21 protein-coding genes are annotated in these 25,917 nt (G+C 64.4%); 6 read left to right on the forward strand and 15 right to left on the reverse strand.

Translation table 11 applies throughout. The annotated features are described in order from the left end of the window. Window positions 1-4 precede the first annotated feature (4 nt). The 3 genes from AC1DZ8_RS03600 to AC1DZ8_RS03610 all read right to left on the reverse strand — a co-directional run bounded on the left by AC1DZ8_RS03600 (window position 5) and on the right by AC1DZ8_RS03610 (window position 4,524). Window positions 5-2,377 (reverse strand): aldehyde dehydrogenase family protein, encoded by a 2,373-nt coding sequence (locus tag AC1DZ8_RS03600; RefSeq protein ID WP_477305972.1) that lies wholly within the window; start codon window positions 2,375-2,377, stop codon window positions 5-7. Window positions 2,378-2,427: 50 nt separating this feature from the next. Next, window positions 2,428-3,477, reverse strand: coding sequence for a deoxyribose-phosphate aldolase (gene deoC, locus AC1DZ8_RS03605; RefSeq protein ID WP_477305974.1), 1,050 nt, complete (start codon window positions 3,475-3,477; stop codon window positions 2,428-2,430). Window positions 3,478-3,696: 219 nt separating this feature from the next. Further along, on the reverse strand, window positions 3,697-4,524 hold the full coding sequence (locus tag AC1DZ8_RS03610) for a ferredoxin--NADP reductase (protein WP_477305976.1): 828 nt from the start codon (window positions 4,522-4,524) through the stop codon (window positions 3,697-3,699). A gap of 222 nt (window positions 4,525-4,746) precedes the next feature. On the opposite strand from AC1DZ8_RS03610, the gene AC1DZ8_RS03615 reads away from it, so the two are divergent. Beyond that, on the forward strand, window positions 4,747-6,831 hold the full coding sequence (locus tag AC1DZ8_RS03615) for a hydantoinase/oxoprolinase family protein (protein WP_477400319.1): 2,085 nt from the start codon (window positions 4,747-4,749) through the stop codon (window positions 6,829-6,831). A gap of 1 nt (window position 6,832) precedes the next feature. Further along, window positions 6,833-8,518, forward strand: coding sequence for a hydantoinase B/oxoprolinase family protein (locus AC1DZ8_RS03620; RefSeq protein ID WP_477305980.1), 1,686 nt, complete (start codon window positions 6,833-6,835; stop codon window positions 8,516-8,518). 39 nt (window positions 8,519-8,557) lie between these two features. Here the strand turns inward: AC1DZ8_RS03620 and AC1DZ8_RS03625 are convergent, their stop codons facing one another. Next, window positions 8,558-9,448, reverse strand: coding sequence for an SGNH/GDSL hydrolase family protein (locus AC1DZ8_RS03625; protein WP_477305982.1), 891 nt, complete (start codon window positions 9,446-9,448; stop codon window positions 8,558-8,560). Between the two features lie 197 nt (window positions 9,449-9,645). On the opposite strand from AC1DZ8_RS03625, the gene AC1DZ8_RS03630 reads away from it, so the two are divergent. Both AC1DZ8_RS03630 and AC1DZ8_RS03635 read left to right on the forward strand, forming a co-directional pair. Then, on the forward strand, window positions 9,646-10,416 hold the full coding sequence (locus AC1DZ8_RS03630) for an ABC transporter substrate-binding protein (protein WP_477305984.1): 771 nt from the start codon (window positions 9,646-9,648) through the stop codon (window positions 10,414-10,416). Between the two features lie 74 nt (window positions 10,417-10,490). Next, the gene (locus AC1DZ8_RS03635; protein ID WP_477305986.1) at window positions 10,491-11,606 is read left to right on the forward strand and encodes an aminomethyl transferase family protein; all 1,116 of its coding nucleotides are present in this window, start codon (window positions 10,491-10,493) and stop codon (window positions 11,604-11,606) included. Between the two features lie 2 nt (window positions 11,607-11,608). Here AC1DZ8_RS03635 and AC1DZ8_RS03640 read toward each other — a convergent pair whose 3' ends face one another. The 6 genes from AC1DZ8_RS03640 to AC1DZ8_RS03665 are packed head-to-tail and all read right to left on the reverse strand — an operon-like array spanning window position 11,609 to window position 18,733. Beyond that, a complete protein-coding gene (locus tag AC1DZ8_RS03640) occupies window positions 11,609-12,070 on the reverse strand; it encodes a MarR family winged helix-turn-helix transcriptional regulator (protein ID WP_477305988.1) in 462 nt (153 codons plus the stop codon). Beyond that, window positions 12,067-12,651: an amino acid synthesis family protein gene (locus AC1DZ8_RS03645; protein ID WP_352582569.1), complete on the reverse strand. Its 585-nt coding sequence runs from the start codon at window positions 12,649-12,651 to the stop codon at window positions 12,067-12,069. Before AC1DZ8_RS03645 ends, AC1DZ8_RS03640 begins: the two co-directional genes overlap by 4 nt. Further along, a complete protein-coding gene (locus AC1DZ8_RS03650) occupies window positions 12,644-13,528 on the reverse strand; it encodes a UPF0280 family protein (RefSeq protein WP_477305990.1) in 885 nt (294 codons plus the stop codon). The genes AC1DZ8_RS03645 and AC1DZ8_RS03650 overlap by 8 nt, the downstream gene beginning before the upstream one ends. Continuing rightward, on the reverse strand, window positions 13,528-15,069 hold the full coding sequence (locus AC1DZ8_RS03655) for a 6-hydroxynicotinate reductase (protein ID WP_477305992.1): 1,542 nt from the start codon (window positions 15,067-15,069) through the stop codon (window positions 13,528-13,530). Before AC1DZ8_RS03655 ends, AC1DZ8_RS03650 begins: the two co-directional genes overlap by 1 nt. Then, window positions 15,066-17,873, reverse strand: coding sequence for a molybdopterin-dependent oxidoreductase (locus tag AC1DZ8_RS03660; RefSeq protein WP_477305994.1), 2,808 nt, complete (start codon window positions 17,871-17,873; stop codon window positions 15,066-15,068). Before AC1DZ8_RS03660 ends, AC1DZ8_RS03655 begins: the two co-directional genes overlap by 4 nt. Further along, window positions 17,870-18,733, reverse strand: coding sequence for an FAD binding domain-containing protein (locus AC1DZ8_RS03665; RefSeq protein ID WP_477305996.1), 864 nt, complete (start codon window positions 18,731-18,733; stop codon window positions 17,870-17,872). Before AC1DZ8_RS03665 ends, AC1DZ8_RS03660 begins: the two co-directional genes overlap by 4 nt. 271 nt (window positions 18,734-19,004) lie before the next feature. Here AC1DZ8_RS03665 and pncA point away from each other — a divergent pair, with 271 nt between their 5' ends. Both pncA and AC1DZ8_RS03675 read left to right on the forward strand, forming a co-directional pair. After that, a complete protein-coding gene (pncA, locus tag AC1DZ8_RS03670; protein WP_477305998.1) occupies window positions 19,005-19,619 on the forward strand; it encodes a bifunctional nicotinamidase/pyrazinamidase in 615 nt (204 codons plus the stop codon). A 39-nt stretch (window positions 19,620-19,658) separates the two neighbouring features. Further along, the gene (locus AC1DZ8_RS03675) at window positions 19,659-21,068 is read left to right on the forward strand and encodes a sodium:proton antiporter (RefSeq protein ID WP_477306138.1); all 1,410 of its coding nucleotides are present in this window, start codon (window positions 19,659-19,661) and stop codon (window positions 21,066-21,068) included. Here AC1DZ8_RS03675 and AC1DZ8_RS03680 read toward each other — a convergent pair whose 3' ends face one another. From AC1DZ8_RS03680 to AC1DZ8_RS03700, 5 genes are all read right to left on the reverse strand, one after another. Further along, window positions 21,069-21,794, reverse strand: a complete 726-nt coding sequence (locus AC1DZ8_RS03680; RefSeq protein ID WP_477306000.1) for an ABC transporter ATP-binding protein — start codon at window positions 21,792-21,794, stop codon at window positions 21,069-21,071. Continuing rightward, a complete protein-coding gene (locus tag AC1DZ8_RS03685; protein ID WP_477306002.1) occupies window positions 21,791-22,516 on the reverse strand; it encodes an ABC transporter ATP-binding protein in 726 nt (241 codons plus the stop codon). The genes AC1DZ8_RS03680 and AC1DZ8_RS03685 overlap by 4 nt, the downstream gene beginning before the upstream one ends. After that, complete coding sequence (locus AC1DZ8_RS03690; RefSeq protein WP_477306004.1) at window positions 22,513-23,475, reverse strand: branched-chain amino acid ABC transporter permease; 963 nt, start codon at window positions 23,473-23,475, stop codon at window positions 22,513-22,515. Before AC1DZ8_RS03690 ends, AC1DZ8_RS03685 begins: the two co-directional genes overlap by 4 nt. Beyond that, a complete protein-coding gene (locus AC1DZ8_RS03695; protein ID WP_352582590.1) occupies window positions 23,472-24,353 on the reverse strand; it encodes a branched-chain amino acid ABC transporter permease in 882 nt (293 codons plus the stop codon). The genes AC1DZ8_RS03690 and AC1DZ8_RS03695 overlap by 4 nt, the downstream gene beginning before the upstream one ends. Window positions 24,354-24,567: 214 nt before the next feature. After that, window positions 24,568-25,872: an ABC transporter substrate-binding protein gene (locus AC1DZ8_RS03700; RefSeq protein WP_477306006.1), complete on the reverse strand. Its 1,305-nt coding sequence runs from the start codon at window positions 25,870-25,872 to the stop codon at window positions 24,568-24,570. Window positions 25,873-25,917 lie beyond the last annotated feature (45 nt).

A 25,917-nucleotide genomic window follows, 5' to 3' on the forward strand; every position in this document is an offset into this window, starting at 1 on the left:
ACGTTCAATCGCCGTAAGGCACCCAGACGTTCTTGACCTCGACGGCACGACGCAGCAAGGCGTCGCCGGCGGTTTCGTCGGACGTCCAGTCAAGGCTGCGGCCATTGCCGGTCCAGACGCGCTTGAGGTTGCCGATGGAATCGGCCTCCGCCTTGGCGCAGGTGTCGGCATCGGCGAACAGCCAGAGCCCGTCGACATCGTCATGCTTGGCCAGAACGCCGGCCAGCTCGGCCGTGCGGCCGGTGACGATGTTGATGGCGCCGGCCGGAACGTCGGAATATTCGATCACCTGGTAGAGATCGGTGGCGAGCAGCGGGTATTTTTCCGACGGCACGGCGACCACGGTGTTGCCCATGGCCAGCGCCGGCGCCACCAGCGAGATAAACCCGAGCAGCGGCGCGCTATCAGGCGCGACGATGCCGACGACGCCGACCGGCTCGTGCAGCGCCAGCGTCACGGCGCGGGCCGGCGGCTGATGCACCCTGCCCTCGAACTTGTCGGCAAGGCCGGCATAAAGGAACAGCCGCTCTATGGAATGTTCCACTTCTTCCCGGGCGGCCTTGGCGTTGGCGCCGGTGAGTTCGGTCAGGCGCGCGGCGAACTCGCCAGCACGACCGGACAGATTTTCGGCCAAGTAGTAAAGCACCTGGGAACGGTTGTAGGCGGTCGCCTCCGGCCAGGCCTTGCAGGCACGAGCGGCGGAAACGGCGTCGCGGATGTCCTTGCGGCTGCCGAGGCCGACTTCGCCGGCGAGCTTGCCCTTGGCGGTGGCAACGCTGAGCGAATAATTGCCGTCCGGCCGGACCTGCTTGCCGCCGATGAACAGCTTTGCCGTACGATCGATGGCGCCGCCGTCCGCCTGCTCGACCGGCTGCGCCGAAGACGTCGTGGGCTTGATGACAGGGCCAAGTGGCAGTTTCGCCGACAAATACTCGAACATGCCCTCGCGCCCGCCTTCGCGGCCAAAGCCGCTTTCGCGGTAGCCGCCGAAGCCGCAAGCGGCGTCGAACATGTTGGTGCCGTTGACCCAGACGACGCCGGCCTTCAGCTGCGGCGCGACATGCAGCGCGAGGTTGGTGTTTTCGCTCCACACCGAGGCGGCCAAGCCATAGCGGGTGTTGTTGGCAAGCTCGATCGCTTCCTCGGTGTTGCGGAACGTCATGGTGGCCAGAACCGGACCGAACACCTCTTCCTGCGCCAATATGTTAGCCGGCGCAACACCGGTGGCGAGCGTCGGCAGATGGTAGTAGCCGGAAGATGGCAGCGCGGCATCCGGCTGCCAGCAGACGGCGCCTTGCCTGGCGCCCTCGGCGACCAGGCCCTTGACGCGGTCGAGCTGCGTGGCGTCGACCAGCGGGCCGATGTCGGTGTTCTTGTCGAGCGGACTGCCGACGCGCAACCGGCTCATCCTGACTTTGACCTTGGCGATCAAGGCTTCGGCAATGCCTTCCTGCACCAGAAGCCGCGAACCGGCGCAGCAGACCTGGCCCTGGTTGAACCAGATGCCGTCGACCAGACCTTCGACCGCGCTGTCGAGATCGGCGTCCTCGAAGACGATGAAGGCCGACTTGCCGCCAAGCTCCAGCGATATTTTTTTCCCGGAGCCGGCCGTGGCTTTGCGAATGATCTTGCCGACCTCGGAGGAGCCGGTGAAGGCGATCTTCTGGATGCCGGGATGGTTGACGATGGCCACGCCCGCTTCGGGCCCGCCCTGGACAATGTTGACGACGCCCTTGGGCACGCCGGCGCGCTCGCAGATTTCGGCAAACAGAATGGCGGTGAGCGGCGTGAACTCGGCCGGCTTCAGCACCACCGTGCAGCCGGCGGCAAGGGCGGGCGCGATCTTCCACGCCAGCATCAAGAGCGGGAAATTCCACGGGATGATCTGGCCGACGACGCCGACGCCCTTGTGGCCGGGGAAATCCTTGTCCAGCGCCTGCGCCCAGCCGGCGTGGTGGATGAAATGGCGGATGGCGAGCGGCACGTCGATGTCGCGGCTTTCGCGGATCGGCTTGCCGTTGTCGATTGTTTCAAGCACCGCGAACAGGCGTTGATGACGCTGCATGGCGCGGCCGATGGCATAGAGCACCTTGGCGCGCTGGTAACCCGAGCTGGCGCTCCATTTCGGCAGCGCCTTGGTGGCCGCGGCAACGGCTGCGTCAATATCGGCGGCGCCGGCATCGGAGATCTTGGCCAGCAGCTTGCCGGAGGACGGCTCGCTTGTGTCAAAAGTCTTGCCGCTGGCAGCGGCCTTCCAGGCACCGTCGATGAACAGCGCCTTGCCGAAATCGCGCGCCGCGAGCCATGCATCGGCCTCGGTGCGGGCTTCCGGCGCCGGACCGTATTCCATGGCGTGATAGCGTTCGAGGATGTTCATGGCGCGCTCCAGGTATGCGATTCCCCTGCCCACGAGGGGGAGATCTGCCTTCACGCCATGGCGTGGCGGTGATTGGCCGAATAATGCCCGGTCAGGTGATGCTCGAGCTGACGCTCAATGTCAGTCAACAGGCTCGAGGCGCCGAAGCGGAACAGATCCGGCTCCAGCCACGGCCGTCCGAGCTCTTCCTTCATCAGCACCAGCCAGTCGAGCGAAGCCTTGGCGGTGGAAATGCCGCCGGCCGGCTTGAAGCCGATGAGAAAGCCGGTCTCTTCGAAATAGGCCCTGATGGCGCGCACCATGGCGAGGCCGACAGGCAGCGTGGCGTTGACGCTTTCCTTGCCGGTCGAGGTCTTGATGAAATCGGCGCCCGCCATCATCGCCACCATCGAAGCCAGCATGACATTGCGCAGCGTGGCAAGGTCGCCGGTGCCCAGAATGACCTTCAAATGCGCATCGCCGCAGGCTTCGCGCATCGAGACGATCTCGTTGTAAAGCTCTTGCCATTTGGCGCCGAAGACCAGGCCGCGCGGGATGACGACGTCGATCTCGTCGGCGCCGTCGCGCACCGAAGCCTCGATCTCCTGCAGGCGCGTCGACAGCGGTGCGAGGCCGTGCGGGAAGGCGGTGGAGACGGCGGCGACATGGATGCCGGTGCCGCGCACGGCATCAACGGCGGTGGCGACGAAGGGATGATAGACGCAGACCGCGGCCGGGCGGATCTTCTCGCCCTCTATGCCGAGGCCCTCGACGATGTCGCGGCGGAACGGGTTGATCGCCTTGGCGCAGAGCCGGCGCACGCGTTCTTCTGTGTCGTTGGAATTCAGCGTCGTCAGGTCCATGCAGGACACGGCGCGCAACAGCCATGCCGCCTGGTTGTCGGCCTTGATCGAGCGCCTTTTGGTCAGGCTGGCGACGCGGCGCTCCAGCGCCGAGCGGTTGACGGAACGCACCGATTCCATAAAGCCGAGATCGAGCCGCATGCCAGTGTTGCGGGCAATGCTGTGGCTTTGCGGGACAGGCGTGTTGGCGGCGGCGCGCGCGGGTAGCGGCGTAACCTTGGACGCGCCGAGATCGGCTTCGCGGATTGTGCTGCTCATCTCCTGCCCTTTCGCTCGACGACGTTCCGTCGTGGTGCGTGTCGTTCCTCCCAACCCTATGGTGGTTTGGGGCAACACGCACCGAAGATAGCCCGTGAAGCATCGCTTCACGAGTCCTTCAAACGGTCATAGCGGAAAAAGGCGGCGAAAGCAGCTGAATTTTGACCGCATGGTCAAAAGTCGATGCGAGAGAGGGCGGCGCCGAAGCGCCGGCAGTTCTCAGCCGACGAAGGCCCGCTCGACGACGAAAGTCGAGGGATGGCTAAGCGAACCTTCATGGAAGCCGAGGCTTTCGGCCAGTTCCTTGACGTCCTTCAGCATATGCATCGAGCCGCAGATCATGATGCGGTCGGTTTCCGGATTGAGCTTCTCGATGCCGAGATCGCTGTAGAACTTGCCGGAGCCGATCAGCGCGGTGATGCGGCCCATGCGCGCCGATTCTTCGCGGGTGGTCGAATTGTAGAGGGTGACACGACCGGTGGTCAGTTCGCCGATCAGCGGATCGCTTTCGAGCGCCGACACCAGCTCCTGGCCATAGACCAGTTCGGCGTTGTCGCGGCAGGTGTGGGTCAGGACGAGCTGGTCGAACTTCTCATAGGTGTCGGGGTCGCGCAGCAGGCTGGCGAAGGGCGCGATACCGGTGCCGGTCGAGATCATGAACAGGCGCTTTGCCGGGGTCAGCGCATCGACGACCAGCGTGCCGGTCGACTTCTGGCGCATGATGACGGTGTCGCCGACCTGGATCTTCTGCAATTCGGAGGTCAGCGGACCTTCCGGCACCTTGATCGAGAAGAACTCCAGCTCCTCGTCCCAGGCCGGGCTTGCCACCGAATAGGCGCGGTACACCGGCTTCTCGGCATTGGGCAGGCCGATCATGACGAACTCGCCGGAGCGGAAGCGCAGCGACTGCGGACGGGTGATGCGGAACGAGAACAGGCGGTCGGTGTAGTGCTTCACCGAGACGACGGTTTCGGCATAGACATTGGCCGGAATCGGGAACTGCAGCGGACGGGCGCCGGCCGTGTTGAATGCGGATGTGGTGTTCATCAAATCCAACTCTGTCTTGCCCACTCACATATGCGGGCGCCAAACCATTTCCTGCGCGCCCGGACCGTTCAGGTCCCAGCGTGCCGTTCACACACTCGAAAGCGGTAAGCTCTTGTGTCCGAAATTTATTAGTATACAAACGATATTTGTGTCAAGATACCGCACTAAAACAGCTTTCCAAACTGCGGCATATTCGTAGTCCTGCCATTTCGGGTTTCGACAATGAAAGAGAATTTTTCGGTGCAACAGCCGGATTCCCTGGGTAACGTCGTTGCCGGCATCGATGTCGGCGGAACGTTTACCGACCTCATTTTGATCGACGGAAAAGACGGCGGAAAGGTGCATATCGCCAAGACGCCGACCACGGTCGACAACCAGGCTTTCGGCGTCGTTTCAGCGCTTGGCGCCACCGGCTTTGCCATAGACGGCATCGACCTCATCGTGCACGGCACGACCACCACCACCAATGCGGTGCTGGAACGCCGGCTGGCGAAAACCGGCATGATCACCACAAGGGGATTTCGCGATGTGATCGAGCTTGGCCGCCGCACACGGCCACAGCCCTACGGCATGACCGGCACGTTCGTGCCGATCATCCCGCGCGATCTCCGGTTCGAAGTGTCGGAGCGCGTCGAGGCCTCGGGCGCGGTGCGCACGCCGCTCGACGAGGCCGAGATGCGCGCGGCGGTGAAGGCGTTGGTCGACATCGGCTGCGAATCGCTCGTCATCCATTTTCTGCATTCCTACGCCAACCCTGCGCATGAGCGGCGCGCGGCCGAGATCGCCGCCGAACTCTGGCCGAATGGCTACATCACCACCGGCCACGCGCTGCTGTCGGAAGCGCGCGAATTCGAACGCGGTGTGACAGCCGCGGTCAACGCTTCGGTGCAGCCTATCCTCGAGCGCTATGTCGAGCGGCTGCGCAAGGAATTGGCCGCCAAGGGCTATGCCCGCGACTTCCTGATCATGAACGGCAATGGCGGCATGATCTCGGCCCGCTTCGTCACCCGCGAATCGGCCAAGACCGTGATGTCCGGCCCGGCGTCAGGGGTCATCGCGGCCGCCTATACGGGCAAGCGCGCCGGCTTCGAAAACCTGGTCACCTACGATATGGGCGGCACCTCGACCGACGTGGCGCTGATCCGCAACGCGGAGCCCGCCGTCTCCAACGAGATCGAGATCGAATATGCGATGCCGATCCACGTGCCGATGGTGGCGGTGCACACCGTCGGTGCCGGCGGCGGTTCGATCGCGCGCGTCGACGCGGCCGGGCTGATCCAGATCGGCCCGGAAAGTGCCGGTGCCAATCCCGGCCCGATCTGCTATGGCCGCGGCGGCGTGGAACCGACCATCACCGACGCCAATCTGGTGCTCGGACGGCTGGCGCCGAAGAAGCTGCTCGCGGTCGAGAATCCGGTCACCGTCGAGCGCGTCACCGGCATCTTCGAAGACAAGATCGGCAAGGCCACCGGGCTGTCCGGCGTCGAGGCGGCGGGCGCAATCCTGCGGCTCGGCAACATGAAAATGGCCGGCGCCATCCGCATGGTCTCGGTGTCGCGCGGCCATGACCCGCGCGATTTCGCGCTGTTCGCCTTCGGCGGCGCCGGACCGCTGCACGCATCGGCGCTGGCGCGCGAACTCGGCCTGCCCCGCGTGCTGGTGCCGGCGCGTCCCGGTATCACCAATGCGCTAGGCTGCGTCGTCGCCGATTTGCGCCACGATTTCGTCAACACCATCAACCAGCCGGTCGCCGTGCTCGATGAAGCCAGGCTTCGCGAGGTGCTGGAACGGCACCGCAGCGAAGGCGAGGAACTGATCAGCAAGGAAGCGGTGAAGCCGGAGACGATCCGGGTCACCCATTCCGCAGACATGCAGTTCGTCGGCCAGACCCACATCATCAACGTGCCGCTGCCGTCTGCGTCGGTGACGCGGCAAGAGCTGCAGGCACTGTTCGAAAAGGCCTATTTCGCCCGCTTCAAGGTCGAACTGCCGGAGATCCGCGCCAATCTGGTCAATCTCAACACCTCGGTGACCGGCGTGCGGCCGGCGATCGACCTGTCGCGGCTGATCGATCCGGCCGGCCGCGCCAGGACGCTCGACGAGGCGCTGCGCGAGACCAGGCCGGTCTGGTATGCCGGAAAGTGGCACGACACGCCGGTCTATGCGCGCGAAAAACTGCCGCTCGATGCCGTCATCGAGGGGCCGGCGATCCTTGAGCAGATGGACGCCACCACCGTGCTCGAACCCGGCGACCGCGCAAGGTCGGACGCCGACGGCAACATCATCATCGACATCGGCGAGGCCTGAGATGCAAAAGCTCGACGCCATTACGCTTTCGGTTCTACAGGCTGCCCTGCAGCAGGTCTGCGATGAAATGGATCTCACTTTCTCCCGCGCGGCCTTCTCGCCTGTTATTGCCGAGGCCAATGACCGCTCCGACGGCATCTATTCGGCGGTCGACGGCTCGCTGATCGCGCAAGGATCACAAGGCCTGCCGGTGTTCGTCGGCGTCATGCAGTATTCGACGAAAACGGTAATCGAGATGATCGCCGACGGCCGTTGCCTGGCGCCAGAGCCGGGCGACATCTACATCGTCAACGATCCCTATCTCGGCGGCACGCATCTGATGGATGTGCGCTTCGCCATGCCGGTCTACCGCGACGGCAAGATATTTTGCTGGCTATCGAACACCGGCCACTGGCCCGATATCGGTGGCTCGGTGCCGGGCGGGTTCTCTGCGTCCGCGACGGCGGTCGAGCAGGAAGGCCTCAGGCTTCCACCGGTCAAACTGTTCAAGAAGGGCGTGCTCGACACCGAAATCTACGCCATCATCTGTTCCAACATCCGCGTCGCCGACCAGCGCATCGGTGATATCCGCGCCCAGGCCGCGGCACTGTTGATCGGCCAGGACCGGCTCAACGGAATCCTGGATCGTTACGGCGACGAAACTGTCGTCGAGGCGATCGCCGAGCTGCGCCGCCGCGCCGCCGAACAGATGCGCGCCAACATTTCGGCCATTCCCGACGGCACTTATAGCTCGAAGGCCTTTGTCGACTCGGACGGGGTGGTCAACGAGCCGCTGACCATCGCGCTCGCCGTCGAGAAAAAGGGCGACACGCTGACGTTCGATTTTGCCGGCTCATCAAAGCCCTGCGCCGGGCCGATGAACAGCGTGCTGGCGACGACACTGTCCTCGGTCTACCTCGCCATGCGCCATATTTTCCCCGACGTGCCGATCAGCGCCGGGGCTTTCGAGCCATTGATCGTCAAGCGGCCGGAAGGCACCTTCCTCGACGCAAAGTATCCGCGTCCGGTTTCAGGCTGTGCGGCCGAAGTGTCGCAGCGCATCGCTGAAGCGGTGTTCGCCGCAATGGTGCAGGCATTGCCGGAGAAGGTGACCGCGGCGCCAGCCGGCTCCAGCGGCAATTTCGCGCTCGGCGGCAACGATCCGGCACGCGGCCGCGACTATGTCATGTACCAGATCTCCGGCGGCGGCTATGGCGGCAATTCAGGCCATGACGGGCTGACCAATGGCTGCTCGACCATCGGCATTTCGAAGTCGCCGCCGGTCGAGATCATGGAGCAGGCTTTCCCCGTGCTCTATCGCCACTATGCCTTGCGCGAAGGCTCGGGCGGCGCCGGCAAGCAGCGCGGCGGTTTTGGCCTGGCCTATGAGGTCGAGATCCTGCGCGGCGAGGCGCGCGCGTCCTTCGTCATGGATCACGGCCGCTTCGGCCCGCAAGGCGCGCTGGGCGGCAAGGACGGCGCGGTGAACACGGTGACCGTGTTCCGCGGCGGCGAGGAACATGTGCCGCCGCACCTGTCAAAGGAACAGGATATTGCCTTGAAAGCCGGCGACCGCGTGCGGGTCGGCACGCCGGGCGGCGGCGGCTATGGCGATCCGCGTGAGCGCGACCCGAAACTGGTCGCCGAGGATGTCAGGCTTGGCTATTATACGGCAGACCAAGCCACGGACCTGTTCGGAGCCAAATGAGCTCGACGGCGCTGGCGCCGTCGAGAGCCCATCTAATCATCAAGCCTGCAACTTCGCCTTGAGTGTATCGGCGAATTTCTGCGCGATCTTCTTGAAGCCGGCGGGATCGGGATGCAGCTCGTTGGCCCAGTCGGCCGGTTTCAGCGTACCTTGTGTGTCGACCAGATGAAAATTGTTTGCCGACACGTCGGCTAGACGCTTCACCACGTCGCGGAACGCCGCCAGCGTGTCGTGAACGATGACCGTGCCCTTGGCCACCGACCAGTTGCAGAAATCGAGCGACGGCTTCAGCCACGGGCCGACGCAGGACGGATGCGCCCCGTTCGGGATCGGAAAATCATAGCAATGGCCGAAGATCGGCACGCCGGGTGCGACCCGGTCGCGCAGCGCGAACAGATCGAGATAGCAGGCCTCGACCATGCCGAGCGCCTTGGTGAAGCGGTCCCTGTTCAGCCCGGCGGCATGGCCGTCATTGAAATCGAGGAAGATGCAGAACTGGTCGCCGGCAATGTCGTTGCCGCCAGCCGAGAACAGGATGGCGTCGGGCTTGCCGTCCAGCCAGTTCGCCTTGTTGCGCAAGGCGGAAATCATCCGTTGCTGCTTGGGCAGAGACATCTCGTCGGTCGCCGCATCGCCATGATGGGCGAGGTTGAGGATGGTCGGCGGCATCGGGCCGATCCGGCGCAGTTGCGCGATCACGTCGGTGTCGACGAAGGGAAATCCGTTGCCGGTCAGCGGGTAGTCGAACCAGGAATCGCCCTGCGCCAGCATCACCAATGGGCGATTGGCAACGGCCGCCTCGAGATTGCCGGCGCTTTCCCTTGCGGTTTCGAGCCGCTCGATGTTGGCCTGGTGGACCTTGATGCGCTTGGCGATGTCTTCATCGATGCGCCGTTGCGCGGCTTCCTGCACGAATTCCTGCTGGTCCATCCCCAGGTCCTCCCACGACCATCTATTACCGGCTGAGCATGCGCCGATGTCCATGATCGGTCTGTAATTTAGATCACAGTAAGATTTCCCGGGGAAGGATAGCGCGCCGCGCCGTGATCGCCGCAGAGCATGTCGTTTCCGTCTCCGTCGAGCCCGTAAAAGACCATAGACTTCCCTGATCAACGGAGATCAGGAACATGCGTCTTTTCGGTCGTTTCGTGCTTGCCGCTTCCGCCGCCCTGCTGCTTGCCACTGGTTTGGCCTCTGCCGAGAAACTCAGGATCGGCACCGAAGGCGCCTATCCACCCTTCAACTATGCCAATTCGGACGGCACGCTGGGCGGTTTCGACATCGACCTCGGCAAGGCGCTGTGCGCCGAGATGAAGGCCGAGTGCGAGTTCTCCGTGCAGGATTTCGATGGTTCCATTCCGGCGCTGCAGGCCGGCAAGTTCGATGCCATCATCAACATCACGATCACTCCCGAGCGCGCCGAAAAGGTGGAGTTCACGCATAAATATTATCAGACGCCGCCGGCCATCGCCGTGCCGAAGGATTCGACCATTGCCGGGACATCGCCCGACGATCTGAAAGGCAAGGCGCTGGGTGTGCAGAGCGCCACCATCCACCAGAATTTCGCCGAGCAGAAATACTCGGGCTCGACCGTGAAGGCCTATCCGACCGGCGACGACGCCCGCACCGACATGGCCAATGGCCGCCTCGATGCGATGATGGACGGCTCGATCATCCTGACCGAGTGGCTGAAGAAGCCCGACGGCGCCTGCTGCAAATTGCTTGGCACGCTGACCGCCGATCCGGCCACTCACGGGCCCGGCGTCGGCATCGCGCTGCAGAAGGGCAACAAGGAGCTGGCCGACAAGTTCAATGCCGCGATCGACGCGCTGCGCGCCAACGGCAAATACAAGGAAATCAACGACAAATACTTCTCGTTCGACGTCTACGGAAGTTAATTTCCTTCCTCCCAAGCCTGACCTCGGCAGCGCCGTCCGGCGCTGCCGTTTTTCTTTGATAACGGAGAGATTTCTTGGTTGAGCGGCGCTCCCCTTTCTACAACAGCATCGTTGGGCTCGGCGCCACGATGGGCCGGGTCGGCGGCAACTTCGTTTCGGCCAAATATTATTCCGGCATTGCCGACGAGCACCTGAACACGCGCAAGAATGTCGGCGTGCAGGACCTCAGCACCATGGGCAAGATGGACATCAAGGGGCCGGAAGCCGAGGCGCTGGTCAACCACGTCATCGTGAATGATGCGGCTGCGATGAAGCCGGGACAGGTGCGCTATTCCACCGTCTGCCGCGAGGATGGCGGCATCATGGATGATCTCACCGTGTTCCGGTTGGGGCCGGAGCATTTCATGCTGGTGACCGGTTCGGTCAACCGGCTGAAGATGCTGCCCTGGCTGCAGCAGCATGCGCAGGGTCGCAAGGCCTATGTCACCGACATCACTGCGGCCGTCGCCTTCCCGACCATACAGGGGCCGCGATCGCGCGAGTTGCTCAAGGCGCTGGTGTCGGACGCCGATCTGGACGGGCTGAAGCGCTGGGCGTTCACCGCAGGGCGGATCGGCGAGACCAAGGTGCTGATCTCGCGCACCGGCGTGACCGGCGAGCTCGGCTTCGAGCTGTTCGTGCCGGCCGACGAGGCGACTTCCGTCTGGGATGCGCTGATGCGGACCGGTGCCGATTTCGGGCTAAAACCTTACGGCGTGCTGGCGATGTTCACGCTCGGGCTGGAGAAAGCCTATCCGGCGCATGGCATCGACATGGACGAGAGCCGCACGCCGTTCCATGTCGGGCTCGATCGCTGGATCAAGTTCGACAAGGGCGATTTCATCGGCCGCGATGCGCTGCTCAAGATTCGCGACAAGGGGCTCGACGAGCGGTGGACCGGGCTGATCCTCGAAGGCGACAGGCCTGCTGCCACGGATGCCAGGGTTTTGGCCGATGGTGAGGACGCCGGCGTCGTCACCTACAGCGATCACGGCTATTCGCTGGGCAAGGTGCTGGCGACCGCGCATCTGCGGCTGCCGTTCACTGCCATCGGCACGGAGCTCAGCATCGACATTGACGGCAAGCCGACCCGCGCCGTTGTGGCGCCGATACCGTTCTTCGACCCAGAGGGCACGCGGCTGCGCGCCTGATATCAGGCGAGTTTAGCCAACAGCCTCATAAAGGTCGCCGCTTCCTTGGCCGTCAGCGGCGCCAGCGTTTCCTGGGTGATGGCGCGGGCCAGCGGAATCAGCCGTTCGATCGCCTCGCGTCCCTCAGGCGTCAGATTGACCAGCAACCGCCTTTTGTCGACTTCGTGCTTGGTGAGATCGACCAGGCCGCGTGCTTTCAGCCGGTCGATGACGCCCTTCACCGTCGCCGCATCCATGGCGATCAGCGTGCCCAATTGGTTCTGCGAGGTCTCGCCGACATCGTGCAGCTTGGCGAGCGCTGCAAATTGCGGCGGCGTCAGGTCGCCGATCTGCGAAGCAAAGATCGAGACATGGCGCTGATGCGCCTTGCGCAGGATGAAGCCGACCTGCTCCTGCAAGCGGTAATCATGATCGTCCGGCTCTTCGGCCTCGACCAGTTTCAGAAGATTGTCCCCGCCGCTCATCGCAAGCCGTCCCAGGCCTTGATGTCGCCAACTGCCAGGCCGCCCATGCGGTCGTGCACGCGCGGGCCGCAGCTCATGGCCAGGCAGAACAGGATTTCGTCGGGGCGCGGCCCGTCGCTGAGGCCGACCTCCATGGCGTCGAAATGGCTGCGGACATAGGCAGCGTTGGTGTGGCCGAGCGGCACGTCGAGCCGCGAGCCGAAGGCGCCTACCTTGGTTGCCGACGGCACGATCGCCTTGGCGTCGCCAAGCCGCTCGCGCATTGCGTAGCCGCCCGGCACGTGCCAAAGCGCGCCATGTTCGAGCTCGCCCGCCGAGCCGACAATGGTGCCCTTGCCGTAGGCGTCGATCTGCTTGATGTCGCCGCCCAATGCGGCAATGAGCTTGTCGGTCAGCAGCAGCCCGAGCGGCTTCAGATCGTCCATGGCGCTCTGCAGTTCCTCCACGTAGCGGCCGGCGAACGGGTTTTTCACCAGCGCCACAGCGGCGGCGCGTCGGCGCGGCGTGGCCGCGAGCGGCCCGCCATCGTGAAAGATCTCTTCGGTCAGAACCGCAATCTTGCGGATCGGAAACTCAGGCATGGGCAACTTCCTTCCCAGGACTTTTGTTGGGCGCGGCAAGCGCCATGGAACCACTGATGCGGGTCTCACCGCCAAGAAACAGCGCCGATGCGGCGATCAGGCCGCGCCGGCGAAAATCTTCGGCGACGGCAAGGCCATTGTCCAGCGCCCGCTCCACGCCGGCACGGGCAAGCGTGCCGACGGCTTGTGTCACCAGCCGCGCGCCGAGATCGCTGTCGGGCGCAAGATCCTGTGCCGGAACGCGCTTGATGGCAGGATTGCCGGGCAGGTCGACGGCGTTGGCAATGAGCGTCGCCGCCGCATCGGCCTCGGCGCCGGTGCGCGCCAACACGGTGACGGCGTCGGCAATTCCCAGCGAAAACGAGCGGCCGCGCCAGCCGCTGGTGGCGACGCCGCCCACACCGTCTGCTGAGCGAATGGTGATGCGGTCAGCCATACCGTTGCCGGTGCCGGCGATCGCCAGGTTCATCGACTGGCCGTTGCCGATATGGAGCGCGCTGTCGCCGCCATTGTTGACATAGGCGCGATCGAGCTTGCGACCCGCGAGCAGCGCAGCGAGCATTTCGTCGGCTACCGATCCTGCGACAGCGGCCATCGGCGTGATGAAGCATTCCGCCAGGGGCATGACGGCTGCTTCCATGCGGCGCGCCGCCGGGCCGGCGAAGCTGCGCGGCGCCAGGAAAAATGCCGGGAGCCGCAATTCGGGAAGCTCCTCGACCAACTCGATCAGGATCGTCTGGAAGCGCGCGACAGCCTGTTCGTAGGCGGCACGACACTCATCCGCCTCGCCAAAAGCTTCGACGATCAGGTCGATCGGCCCGTGGTTGAGATGCAGCCGTTTGCCGTCCGGCAACCAGTTGACTTGCGGGCCTTGCATCAGCCGGCCCCGTTCGAGCCGGCGCGGCGCAACTGCGCCAGCGGCGGCCAAGGGTTTTGGGACTCGGCGCCTGTGCCGCGGCGCGGATTGAGGTACTCGCCGCCCTTGGCGACAATGTCCTCGACGCTGCGAATCTCGGCCTCGTAGCCGCCGAGCCTGACATAGTCGTCACGGCGCAGCGTGAATTCGATCGGCGCCACCAATGCCGGGGTCGGCACATAGCCGAAAGCGCCTTCCGGCACGCGGGTGACATCGACCATCAGCGTGATGCCGCCGCCCGGCCAGACATAGACCGGCGCGCCGCCGACGGTCACATAGGTCTTCAGGCCCTGCACCGAACGGGTGAGATTGACCGGGTTTTCGGTGACGCCGGCGCGCAGCGAACCGCCGGCGCCGCCAATAAACAGCACGGTGCAAAGCGCCGGCTCGCAATTATCCTCGATCAGCCCGACCGATTTCTGCAGCCGTTCCGGGAACGGTTTTTCCACAGGCTTCAGATCGTCGTCGAGTTCGTAATAGGCGAACTGCTCGCCGGTGGTCGACACCATCAGCAGCGACAGGCCTGGGCGAGCGCCTTTCTTGGCGTTCCATTCGCCGAGGATCGACAGCGGGTCTGAAATCGAGGTTCCGCCCCAGCCGAGGCCAGGCTCGGAAACCTTGAAGTAACGGCCTGGCGTCGAGCGGCGGCCGATGATCTTGATGCCGGTATCCTGCCAGCCCAGCACCTTGCCGGCCTGATGCTCCGAGACAACGCCGGTGATGTGGTCGTCGACCACCACCACCTCGTCGACGAGCCCGCGCCATTGCGTGGCGAACATGCCGATGGTGGCAGAGCCGCAGCCGACCCGCATGCGGTGTTCCTGCTTGCCGTCGATGACAGGCGGTTTGCCGGCTTCGACGATAATGGTGGCGCCGCCGTCAATGGTCAGTTCGACCGGCTTGCGGTTGCACAGATTGAGCATCGCGTCACAGGTGGCGCGTCCCTCCGACTTGGAGCCGCCGGTCAGATGATGCACGCCGCCGAGCGACAGCATCTGCGAGCCATATTCGCCTGTCGTGACATGGCCGATGGCCTCGCCTTGCGAGCGCACGATTGCCGTTTCGGGACCGAGATGGCGATCGGTGTCGATCTTCACCTTGACGCCGCAGTAAGAGAAGATCCCTTCGGTGACGACGGTGACGAGATCGACGCCTTCGACTTCCTGGCTGACGATGAAGGGCGCCGGCTTGTAGTCGGGATAGGTGGTGCCAGCGCCGATTGCGGTGACGAAGCGGCGGCCGGTGTTGACCAGTTCGCCGTCCCATTGCTCGCCTTCGGCCGTGAACGGCACGACAGCGCCGCCGCTCTCGGCGGCATGATCGAGAATGGTCAGCGGGTCCATGCGCACGATGCGGCCGCCCGAATTGCCGTAGCGGTCGCAGGCGCCGGTGCGCCCATCGGCGATGTAGCACATGACCGGACAGGCATCGCAGCGGATCTTTTCCGCCACCAGCTTTTCGCCGGGATCATGGGTTTCGAAGCGTTCGGCAAGCTCGCTCATGCGCGTGCCTCCTTGTCGCGGATCGCGGCGCGGATGCGCGTCGGCGTCGCCGGAACCTTGGTGATGAGAACGCCGGTGGCGTGGCGGATGGCGTTGAGGATCGCGGGAGCGGTCGGGATCAGCACGTGTTCGCCCAGGCCCTTGGCGCCGAACGGTCCCTCCGGATCGGGAACCTCGATCAATATGTGCTCGATCTCAGGCACATCGCCGATGGTCGGGATGAGATAGTCGTGCAGATTCTCGGTGCGGCCGGGGATGTATTCCTCCATCAGCGCCATGCCGATGCCTTGCGCGATGCCGCCTTCGATCTGGCCTTCGACCAGCAGCGGGTTGATCGCCTTGCCGACATCGTGCGCGGCGGTGATCTTGATCAGCTTCACCGTACCCAACTTGAGATCGACCTCGAGTTCGGCGATCTGCGCGCCATAGCCATAGAGCGCGTAGGGCTTGCCCTGGCCCTTGGCATCGAGCGGCAGCGTCGGCGGATCGTAGGTTTCCTCGGCGCGGAAGACGAAACCGTCAGCATCGACATCGAGAGCGGCGAGATCGATGCGGCGGGTCGCTTCACCCTCGCGGATGACGATCGCCGGACCGTCCAATTGCAGGGCCGCGTTCTCCGAGACATTGGCAAAACGCAGGATTTTTTCGCGCAAGGCGCGCCCGGACTTCTCGGCCGCCTTGCCGGTTACAAAAGTCTGGCGCGAGGCCGATGTTTTGCCGGCGTCGGGGCTGATCGCCGTATCGGCGCTCTTCAGCTTGAATTTTTCCAGCGGCAGGCCGAGGGCGTCTGCGCAGATCTGGGTGATGACGGTGTTGGAGCCTTGGCCGATATCTACGGCGCCCTGATGCAGGATGACCTCGCCTAGGGGTGAGATACCGACCCTGATGGTCGATGGATTGGGCAGCGAAGTGTTGCCGCAGCCATACCAGCAGGACGCCACACCGACGCCGCGCTTTTTGCTCGTATTGGAGGAATTGAATGTATCTGCGTCGGCCGTCGCGCGCGCCCAATGGGGCCGCAAGGCGTCGAGGCATTCGAAAATACCGACGCCCGACTCCAGCCTCTGCCCGGTAACCGTTTCGGATCCGTTCCGAAGGCAGTTTTTCAAGCGAAAATCGAGCCGGTCCATGCCGAGCTTGCCGGCGAGCTCATCATAGAGCGTTTCCTGCATGATCGTCGCCTGCGGCACGCCAAAGCCGCGGAAGGCGCCGGAGATCGGCCCATGGGTGTGAATCGCGCGGCCTTCGGCGCGGTAGTTCGGCGTCGCATAAGGGCCGGAAGCATGCACGGGTACGCGGTTGGCGACGGTCGGGCCCCAGCTGGCATAGGCGCCGGTGTTGAAATCGCCGGTGAAGACCATGCCCATGACATGGCCGTCGGCGTCGGCACCGATGGTCGCCTTCATCTCGGAGGGATGGCGCTTGGTGGTCGACATCATGGATTCGTTGCGGGTGTAGGCGAGCGCTGCCGGCCGTCCCGTCTTCAGCGCCACGAGGCCAATCAGCGGCTGCAGCGAGACATCCAGCTTGGAACCGAAGCCTCCTCCGGTCGCGGTCGGCACGATGCGAACCTTGTCGACGGCAAGGCCGAGCACCTTGGCCGTGTCGTCGCGGTCCATGTAAGGCGCCTGCGTGCAGGCGACGACGACCAGCGTATCGCCATCCATATAGGCATGGCCGGCTTCCGGCTCGATATAGGCGTGCTCGACATAGGAGGTGTCGATGGCACCGGACGCGGTGACTGCCGAGCCCGCAAGCGCCGCCTCGGGGTCGCCGCGCTCGACAAAACCCTTGGTCAAAAGATTGTCCGGGCGGTTCGCATGGATCAGCGCCGCACCATCGGCCTGCGCGTCACCCGGCAGCAGAAAATGCGGCAGCTCGGTCCAGCGGACCGGGAAATCCGACAAGTCGAGATCGAGCATCGCCTCGCGCTCGCCGGCGACCAGCGCCACGGCCTCGCCGCGCAGCCGGGCAAAGCCTTCGGCCAGTGCCGGCTGGTCGGCGAACGGACCGATGACGCCGAAACAGTTCTTTCCCGGAATGTCGGCGGCGGTGAAGACACCGACAATGCCGGGATGCGTCTTCACCCAGCCATCCAGGTCACCGAAAGCAAAGCCGGCGTGATAGTGCGGCGAGCGGACCACCAGCACCGCCAGCGCATCGGTTGGGAAGGCATCGCCGCCGAATTTTTCAGCGCCGGTGACTTTCGGTACGCCGTCCAGCCGGACCGGAGACGCGCCGATCGCATGGCCCGATTGCGGCAGGCGGAAATCGAGGCTGGCCGCCTGCAAGGAAGCATCCATCACCGCCGCGATGATCTTGCGGTAGCCGGTGCAACGGCAAAGGATGCCGCCCAGCGCATCCTGCACCTCGACCTCGGTCGGGTTGGGGTTGCTGTCGAGCAAGCCCGTTCCCGCGACCAGCAGCGCCGGTGTGCAGATGCCGCATTGCGCCGCGCCATGCGCCAGGAACGACGCCTGCAGCGCCGACAGGCGGCCATTGGCAAGGCCTTCAACGGTCGTCACCGATGTCCCGGCTGCCGAGGCCGCGGGCATCAGGCAGGCGCAGACGGCGTCGCCGTCGACCAGCACCGTGCAGGCACCGCAATCGCCGGCGTCGCAACCGACCTTGGTGCCGGTCAGCTGCAATTCGTCGCGCAGAACCTGCGACAGCCGGCGCAGCGGCGGCACGTTGACCGAGACGGCGGCGCCATTGACTGCGAAAGCGATATCCGAACGCTCGAGGCCGAAGCCGGACACGAGGTCTGGCAGAGCTTCAATCACCTCGGACCGGACCTGGCTCATGCCGCCACCATGCTGTTGTCGTTCGTCAGCCCGCAGGCTCTCAGCACGGCGCGGGCGACAAGCTCGCGCGCCGCGTCGAGCCGGTATTCGGCGCTGCCGCGCACATCGGCGATCGGCGACAGCTCGGCCATCGGCGCGGAAAGAACCGCGTCGGCGAGTGTCCTGCCGGCAGCCTTGCCGCGCAGCACGGCTTCGACACCGGCCAGCCGCCTGGCGACAGCCGAGCAGGAGCCGACGGAGACGGCCGCTTCTCTGACCGTGCCGTTTTCGACAACGAGGCGGGCTGCGACCATTGCGATGGAAATGACGAGATAGCGCCGCGCACCAAGTTTCACGAAAGCCGACGTGCCGGAGGCCGCGCGCTTAGGGATGCGGATGGCGGTGACCATTTCGCCGGGCAGCAGCGCGGTGCGGCGGTTGCCGAGAATGAAATCCGGCAAGGGCAGATAACGTGTTGCGGCCACTGAGCGCAGTTCGACCTCGGCGTCCAGCACCAGCAGGCCAGGCACGCCATCGGCGGCAGGCGAGGCGTTGCAGAGATTGCCGGCGATGGAGGCGACATTCTGGATCTGCAGGGAGCCGACCTCGCGCGCAGCCTGCTTCAGCGCATCGAATGCCGCCGGCAAGGGATGGCGGACGAGATCTGTCCAGGTGGTGCGGGCGCCGATCACCCAATGGGTTTCGGTCTCGGCGATGCCGCGCAGGCAAGCCAGGCCATTGATGTCGAGAACATTGTCGCGGAACGGCTTGGCGCCTTGCGCCGGATAGAAGTCGGTGCCGCCGGCAAGCACGCGCCAGGCGCCCTCGCCGAGCCAAGCGAGCGCCTCGTCCAGCGTGGTGGGTTTCGCGTAACGGATCACGCCCTACCTTCCAAAAAATCGGCCTTCCCAAAAAGTGGGGTCTTCCCGAAACCCTCGCCAGTGTTCAATCCGGCAAAATTCATTCGTATGCAAATGATATCAAGCTGGCGGGAATTGTCAAAGCCGGAGTTTGAGGGAAGCGGGTCGCCACGCATTTGTTACGGCTCCAGAGGTTGACGCAGGCCGCCATCTGGTCAAGTTTCTGCATCCGGTCGCATCCGCGGCGTTTTTCACTCGATCCCCGCTCGAGACGAAGAAGAGGAGAGGCGCCATGGCCGACGAAGCGCTTGTTGTCATCGACCTGCAGAACGACTTCTGCCCAGGCGGTGCGCTGGCGGTTGCCGGCGGCGACGAGATCGTGCCGCTGGTCAACGATCTGATCCGGCACGCCGGGCATGTCGTGCTGACGCAGGACTGGCACCCGGCCGGACATTCGAGCTTTGCCTCCAGCCATCCGGGAGCGCAGCCTTTCAGCGCGATCGAGATGCCCTATGGGCCGCAGACGCTGTGGCCCGACCATTGCATCCAGGGCAGCCTTGGCTCGGACTTTCACTCCGGCCTTGCCTGGACCAAGGCCGAGCTGGTGATCCGCAAGGGATTTCGCCCTGGTATCGACAGCTACTCCGCCTTCTTCGAGAACGACCACAAGACCCCGACCGGGCTTGCCGGCTACTTCAAGGAGCGCGGTATCGACACTGTGACCCTGGTCGGCCTGGCGACCGATTTCTGCGTGGCCTTCTCGGCGCTCGATGCGGCCAAGCAAGGCTTCAAGACGACGGTGCGGCTCGACGCCTGCCGCGGCATCGATCTCAACGGTTCGGTCGAGGCGATGCTGAAGCGGATGCGCGACGCCGGGGTGAGGCTCGAAGACCCGACAGCGGACTGAGCCGTGAGGTTTCTGGGGGGCTGCACACAATCAGGGACGATACTGGCGGCAGGTGTTCTCTGCTCTGTCCTGTCCCCGCAACTGGCCTTTGCGGCCGAGAGCAGCGAATTGCCCGGCGCTGCGATGTCGCTATGGTGGGGGCTGCCGTTTGCAGGGCTGCTGCTGTCGATCGCCACCGGGCCGCTGCTGTTCCACCATGTCTGGGAGCATCAATACGGCAAGATCGCAGCCGCCTGGGCAGCACTTGTGGTGGTGCCGCTGGCGATCGCCTTCGGCATATCTTTGGCGAGCGAGGCGGTGCTGCACACGCTGCTCACCGAATATATGTCGTTCATCATCCTTTTGTTCGCGCTCTACACCATCTCGGGCGGCATCCTGCTTGCGGGCAACATCCACGGCACGCCGCAGGTCAATGCCGGGCTGCTGCTCACCGGTGCAATCCTTGCCTCGATCATCGGCACCACCGGCGCCTCGATGATCCTGATCCGGCCGGTGCTGCGCGCCAATGACAACCGGCCGTTCAACGCCCATGTCGTCATCTTCTTCATTTTCCTCGTCTCCAACATCGGCGGCTCGCTGACACCGCTCGGCGACCCGCCACTGTTCGTCGGCTTCCTGCGTGGCGTCGACTTCTTCTGGACGACGGCAAACCTCTGGCGCGAGACGCTGTTTACCGGCGGCCTGGTGCTGCTTGTCTTCCTGGCTATCGACATCATGTTGCACCGCCGCGAAGGCGGTGCGCCGAAAATCAAGGACCCGACGCCGGATACGAAGGTGCGGATTCGCGGCCTCGCCAATCTGCCGCTGCTGGCCGGCGTGATCGGCGCGATCCTGCTGTCGGCGGCGTGGAGGCCGGGCGTGAGTTTCTCCGTCCTGGGCGTCAGCCTCGAACTGCAGAACCTGGTGCGCGACGCCATCATCCTGGTGCTGGCCTTTCTGTCGCTTGTCGTCTCCCACAAAAGCCATCGCGAGGCCAACGGCTTCACCTGGGGGCCGATCGCAGAGGTGGCAAAGCTGTTTGCCGGCATCTTCGTCTGCATCGTACCGGTCATCGCCATCCTGCGCGCCGGCCATGATGGCGCGCTGGCGCCCCTGGTCGCACTGGTGACCTCGCCCACCGGCCAGCCCAACGACCTCGCCTATTTCTGGCTGACCGGCGCGCTGTCGTCCTTCCTCGACAATGCGCCGACCTATCTGGTGTTCTTCGAACTGGCCGGCGGCGATGCGCGGCATCTGATGACCGAGGCTGCCACGACGCTTGCCGCGATTTCGGCCGGCGCGGTGTTCATGGGCGCCAACACCTATATCGGCAATGCGCCCAACTTCATGGTCTACGCCATCGCCCGGCATCGCGGCGTGAAAATGCCCGGCTTCTTCGGCTATATGGCGTGGTCGGGACTGGTGCTGATCCCGATTTTTTTGATTGCTGGCTTTTTGTTTTTTGGCTGATCAGCCAACCCCAACATAGCGCCGCACCGCCGAAGGGTCGGCGCGCAGCTGCTCGACATCGACGGTCTCGCGGTTGCGGCCGTTCTCGATGAATGAGACGCGGTCGGCGACCGACAGCACGGCATCGACCCGCTGCTCGACCAGGATGGTCGAGACGCCTAGTTCGCGCAGCTTCACCACCGTCTCGCGGATCTTGGCGATCATTGACGGCATCAGGCCTTCGGTCGGCTCGTCGAGCAGCAGCACCTGCGGCTCGAGGCAGAGCGCGCGGGCCATGGCCAGCATCTGCTGCTCGCCGCCGGATAAGGTGCCGGAGCGTTGCCGCAGCCGCTGGCGCAGCAGCGGGAAAAGGTCGAGCACGCTCTCGCGTGTCGCTCTGCCCTTGCCGCGCGTCATCAGCCCGATCTCGATGTTTTCCGCCACCGTCATCTCAGCGAACAGCCGCCTGCCTTGCGGCACATAGGCGACGCCGGCCTTCGGCACTTCATGCGCCGGCAGGCCGGTCAATTCCTGGCCGGCGAGATGAATCGATCCGGCACTGGCCGGCACCAGCCCCATGATCGCCTTCAGCGTCGTCGTCTTGCCGGCGCCGTTGCGGCCGAACAGGCACAGCACCTCGCCCTTGTTGAGCACAAGGTCGAGGCCGTAGAGCACCTGCACCTCGCCGTAGAAGCAGTCGAGCCCGGAGATGGTCAGCGCGCTTGTCCCTGTGACTCCTCCGGTCATGGCGCCGTCCCCAGATAGGCTTCCTGCACCTGGGTGTTGGCGCGAACCTGTTCGGGCGTGCCTTCGGCGAGGATCTTGCCGGCGTTGAAGACGGTGATGCGGTCGGCCAGCTGCATGACCACCGGCATGTTATGCTCGATCAGCAGCACCGTGGCGCTTTTGGCGATCTCGCGCACCAGCTCGATGAAATTGTCGATCTCGCTGTCGGCCAAGCCTTGCGTCGGCTCGTCGAGAATCAGGAGCCGCGGCTTCAGCGCCAGGCCCATCGCCACTTCGAGCAGGCGCTGGTGGCCGTAGGAGAGCTGGCCCGCCGGCATACGGGCGCGGTCGGCAAGGCCGGTTCGCTCAAGCGCGGCCATGACCCCCGTGCGCACGGCGCCTTTCGAGCGGCCATCGGTCAGCGTGCGCTGCACCGGCAGCGCGACATTGTCGTAGGCGGACAAATTGGCAAAGACGCTGGTGATCTGAAAAGTGTAGGCGATGCCCCGGCGCACCCTGAGATAGGCCGGCTGGCTGGTGATGTCGGCGCCGTCGAAGACGATCATGCCGGAGGATGGCTGGATGCGGCCGCTGATCAGGCTGACGAAGGTGGTTTTGCCCGCGCCATTGGGGCCGATGACGGCGCGGATTTCGCCAGGCATCAGCTGGAAGTCGACACCGTCGACGGCGCGCAGACCGCCGAAATTGCGCGACAGGCCTTTTGTGGTCAGCAGCGGCATCATGGCAGCCACCCCAGCCAGCGCTGACGGATGGTGCCCAAAATGCCTTTGGGGAAAGACAGCACCAGGAGGATGAGCGCGATGCCGACGATCAAGAGATAGGCGGAGGTGTAGCCGCTGGCGACGTCGATGACATAGTACATGAACACCGTGCCGATCAGCGCGCCGAGCGTCGTGGCGGCGCCACCGAGCAGCACCCAGAGCAGCGGCAGGATGGAATACTGCACCGAGGCGAAGCTCGAGCCGACATAGCCGAACAACAGTGCATAGGCCGCACCCGATGCCGCGCAGATGGTGCCGGAGACGACGACGGCGATGAGCTTGTTCGAAAAGGTGTCATAGCCGAGCATTTTGGTCCGCTCCTCGTTCTCGCGCACGGCGACCAGCACGCGGCCGTAGCGGGAACGGACGATGGCGAGCGCAATGAGCAGCACCGCCGCGAACAGCGTCAGCGCGCTCATGTAGCGCACGGTCGGGTTGGTGAGGTCGAGCGACGTCGCGCCGAAGCTCAGAACGCGCGCCGGCTGCGGCACGACCAGGCCCTGGTCGCCGCCGGTCCAGGCAGCGAAATACAGGATGACGAGATAGAAGACCTGCGCGAACATCATGGTGACGATCATGAAGGCCACACCCGTGGTGCGCAGCGCGAGCAGGCCAATCACCAGCGAAAGCAGCGCGCCACAAGCGATGCCGGCGAGGAAGGCCAGCGGCACATTCCAGCCTAGATGGATAACCGAAAGGCCGGCGCCATAGAGGCCGGCGGCAAAGAACATGGCGTGGCCGAGGCTGAGCAGGCCGACATAGCCGAACAACATGTTGTAACCCATGGCGAACACCGCCAGCACCATGATGCGGGCGAGAAGGCCGTGATGGTATTCCGGCAGGACGAAGCTCAGCGCAAACAGCAGCGCGATGACGCCGAGATGCAAGGCATACGCTTTTGCCGGCGAAGCTTCGCTCATCGCGACGCCTGCCCGAACAGGCCCTGTGGGCGGAACACCAGCACCATGGCGACCAGCAGCGTGGCGATGATCTTGGCCAAAGTCGGCGAGAAGAACACCGAGATGATGCCGTCGGAGAGGCCGATCAGAACAGCGGCGACGACGGTGCCGCGCAGCGAGCCGAGACCGCCGATGATGACGACGATGAAGGAAAGCAGCAGCGGGTCCTGTCCCATCAGATAATGCGCCTGGCTGATCGGCACGATCAGCACCGCCGCAATCGCGGCCAGCATGGCGCCGAGGGCGAAGACGCCGGCATAGACGCGGTCGACCGGAATGCCGAAAGCCTGCGCGGTCTCGCTGTCATACTGGGTGGCGCGCATGATGAGGCCGATTTTCGTGCGCGTCAGCACCAGCCAGGTGGCGACGAGCAGAAGTGCGGAGGCGGCGATGATCGACAGCTTGTAGCCGGAATAGCCGAACCAGGGCAAAAGGATGCGGTAGCTGAAAGGCGGCTCCACCGGCCGCGCCTCCGGGCCGTAGAAGGAGAGCGCCAGCTGCTGAATGATGTAGAGCATGCCGATGGTGGCGACGATGGTGGCTTCCGGATTGTAATTGAGCCGGCGCAGCACCAATCGCTCGGCGACCAGCGCGATGGCGCCGACGATCAGCGGCGCAATCACCAATGCCGCGAGAAACCCGACCGTCGGATGGCCGGGGATGGCTGTCGAGATCGCCCAGGCCAGCACTGCACCGAGCATGAAGAATTCGCCATGGGCGACATTGACGACGCGCATGACGCCGAACACCAGCGACAGGCCCAGTGCGGTCAGCGCCAGCACGGCTGAGGTTACGAGGCCTTCGAGGGCGGCGAGGAGGAGATGGGGTCCGAAGTGCATGGGCTAGGCACCGGCGGGGGCGCGAGGCACCCCCCTCTGCCCTGCCGGGCATCTCCCCCTCAGGGGGGGAGATTGGCAGTACCTGCGACGGCGCCTTACTGCCGTCGTTGGTAATTGGCGAAACCCGCCGCGAAATCCGATCTCCCCCCTTGAGGGGGAGATGTCCGGCAGGACAGAGGGGGGTGGCCTAGCGCTCACGCTGGCTGAAATGAGCCTAGAGCGCCTGCGTCGTGTAATCCCCTTCGGCCTCGTAAAGCCCGTCCTCGATCTTGGTCTTGTGGACGACATTCAGCTTGCCGCCTTCGACCTTGGAGATGTTCTGGATACCAAAACACTGGTGGATCTTGCCGTTGAAGGTCTTTGGCCCCTGCGGATGCTCCGGTCCTTCGGCGAACTCGGTCAGCGCTTCGGTCGCCTCGACCAGCTTGGCGCGGTCTTCCGGACCCTTGTAGCCGGCGTCTTCCATCGCCTTCTTGACGACATAGAGCGTTTCCCAGCAACCGAACATGTGCGAGGCCGTGGAGACGTCCTTGGGGTCGCCGACGGCAGCGCCATTGTCGTCGATGCCGACGGCGGCGCGGTAAGCTTTTTGCGCGGCCGAGTCATTGGCCTGGGCATAGCGCGGCGAGCCTTCCCAGAAATGGCTGCCGTCCAGGAACTCGAGGCCGGGGCTGTTGATGTCGGTGGCTTCGAGCGAATCCATGAAGCCGAACAGCTGCGGCCGGTTCGAGCCGTAGAACTCGCCGAGCTCCTTGACGAAGGTAAGCACGGCCGGGCCGACCATGACGTGGTAGATCACCTCGGTTTCGGCCGGGATCTGCGGGAAATACTTGGTGAAGGAGGATTCCGTCGGCGGGATGGCGATCTGGGCAATGACCTCGGCGCCTTGCGCCTTCAGCGCCGGCGGCAAGTAGTCGCGATGGTCGTAGCCGAAGGCGAAATCGGGGAAGATCTGCGTCACCTTCTTGCCGGCATTGGCGGCGATCCACGGCGCCATCGACTGGATCTGGCTTTTCACATCGGTGATGCCGGGCTGGAAGACGTAGCGATTGAGCTTGGTCGAGGCGACATGGTGGCCTTCGCTGACGACGAAATAAGGGATCTTGTTTTCGCCGGCGGCGGGCGCCGAGCCGATGACGACATGCGAAAACAGCGTACCGAAGACGATGTCGGTCTTGTGCTGGGTGGCGAATTTGGCGACCACCTCGGCGCCGCGGGCGGGATCGGTGCCGTCATCCTCGATGACCAGTTCGACCGGGCGGCCGTTGATGCCGCCGGCATCGTTGATCGCCTTGACCGCGGCGGCACTGGTCTTCTCGTACCAGCGGCCATAGGCGGCGCCGATGCCGGTGCGGTGCGACTGGAAGCCGATCTTGATCGGCGCCGAGCTCTGCGCCTGCGAGTAGCGGACAAAGCCGGGCGCGAGCGCCAGGCCGGCGCCCGCGGCGAGGCCTTTCAGCGCGGTGCGGCGGGAGAGCGTGGATTTGGAGAGATCGAAAAACCCATTCTTGTCAGTCACGGCAGTTCCCCTGTTTTTGAGTTTTGACTGTCTGTAACGAGGCAA

The organism is Mesorhizobium sp. P2_F7 (genome assembly GCF_056403695.1).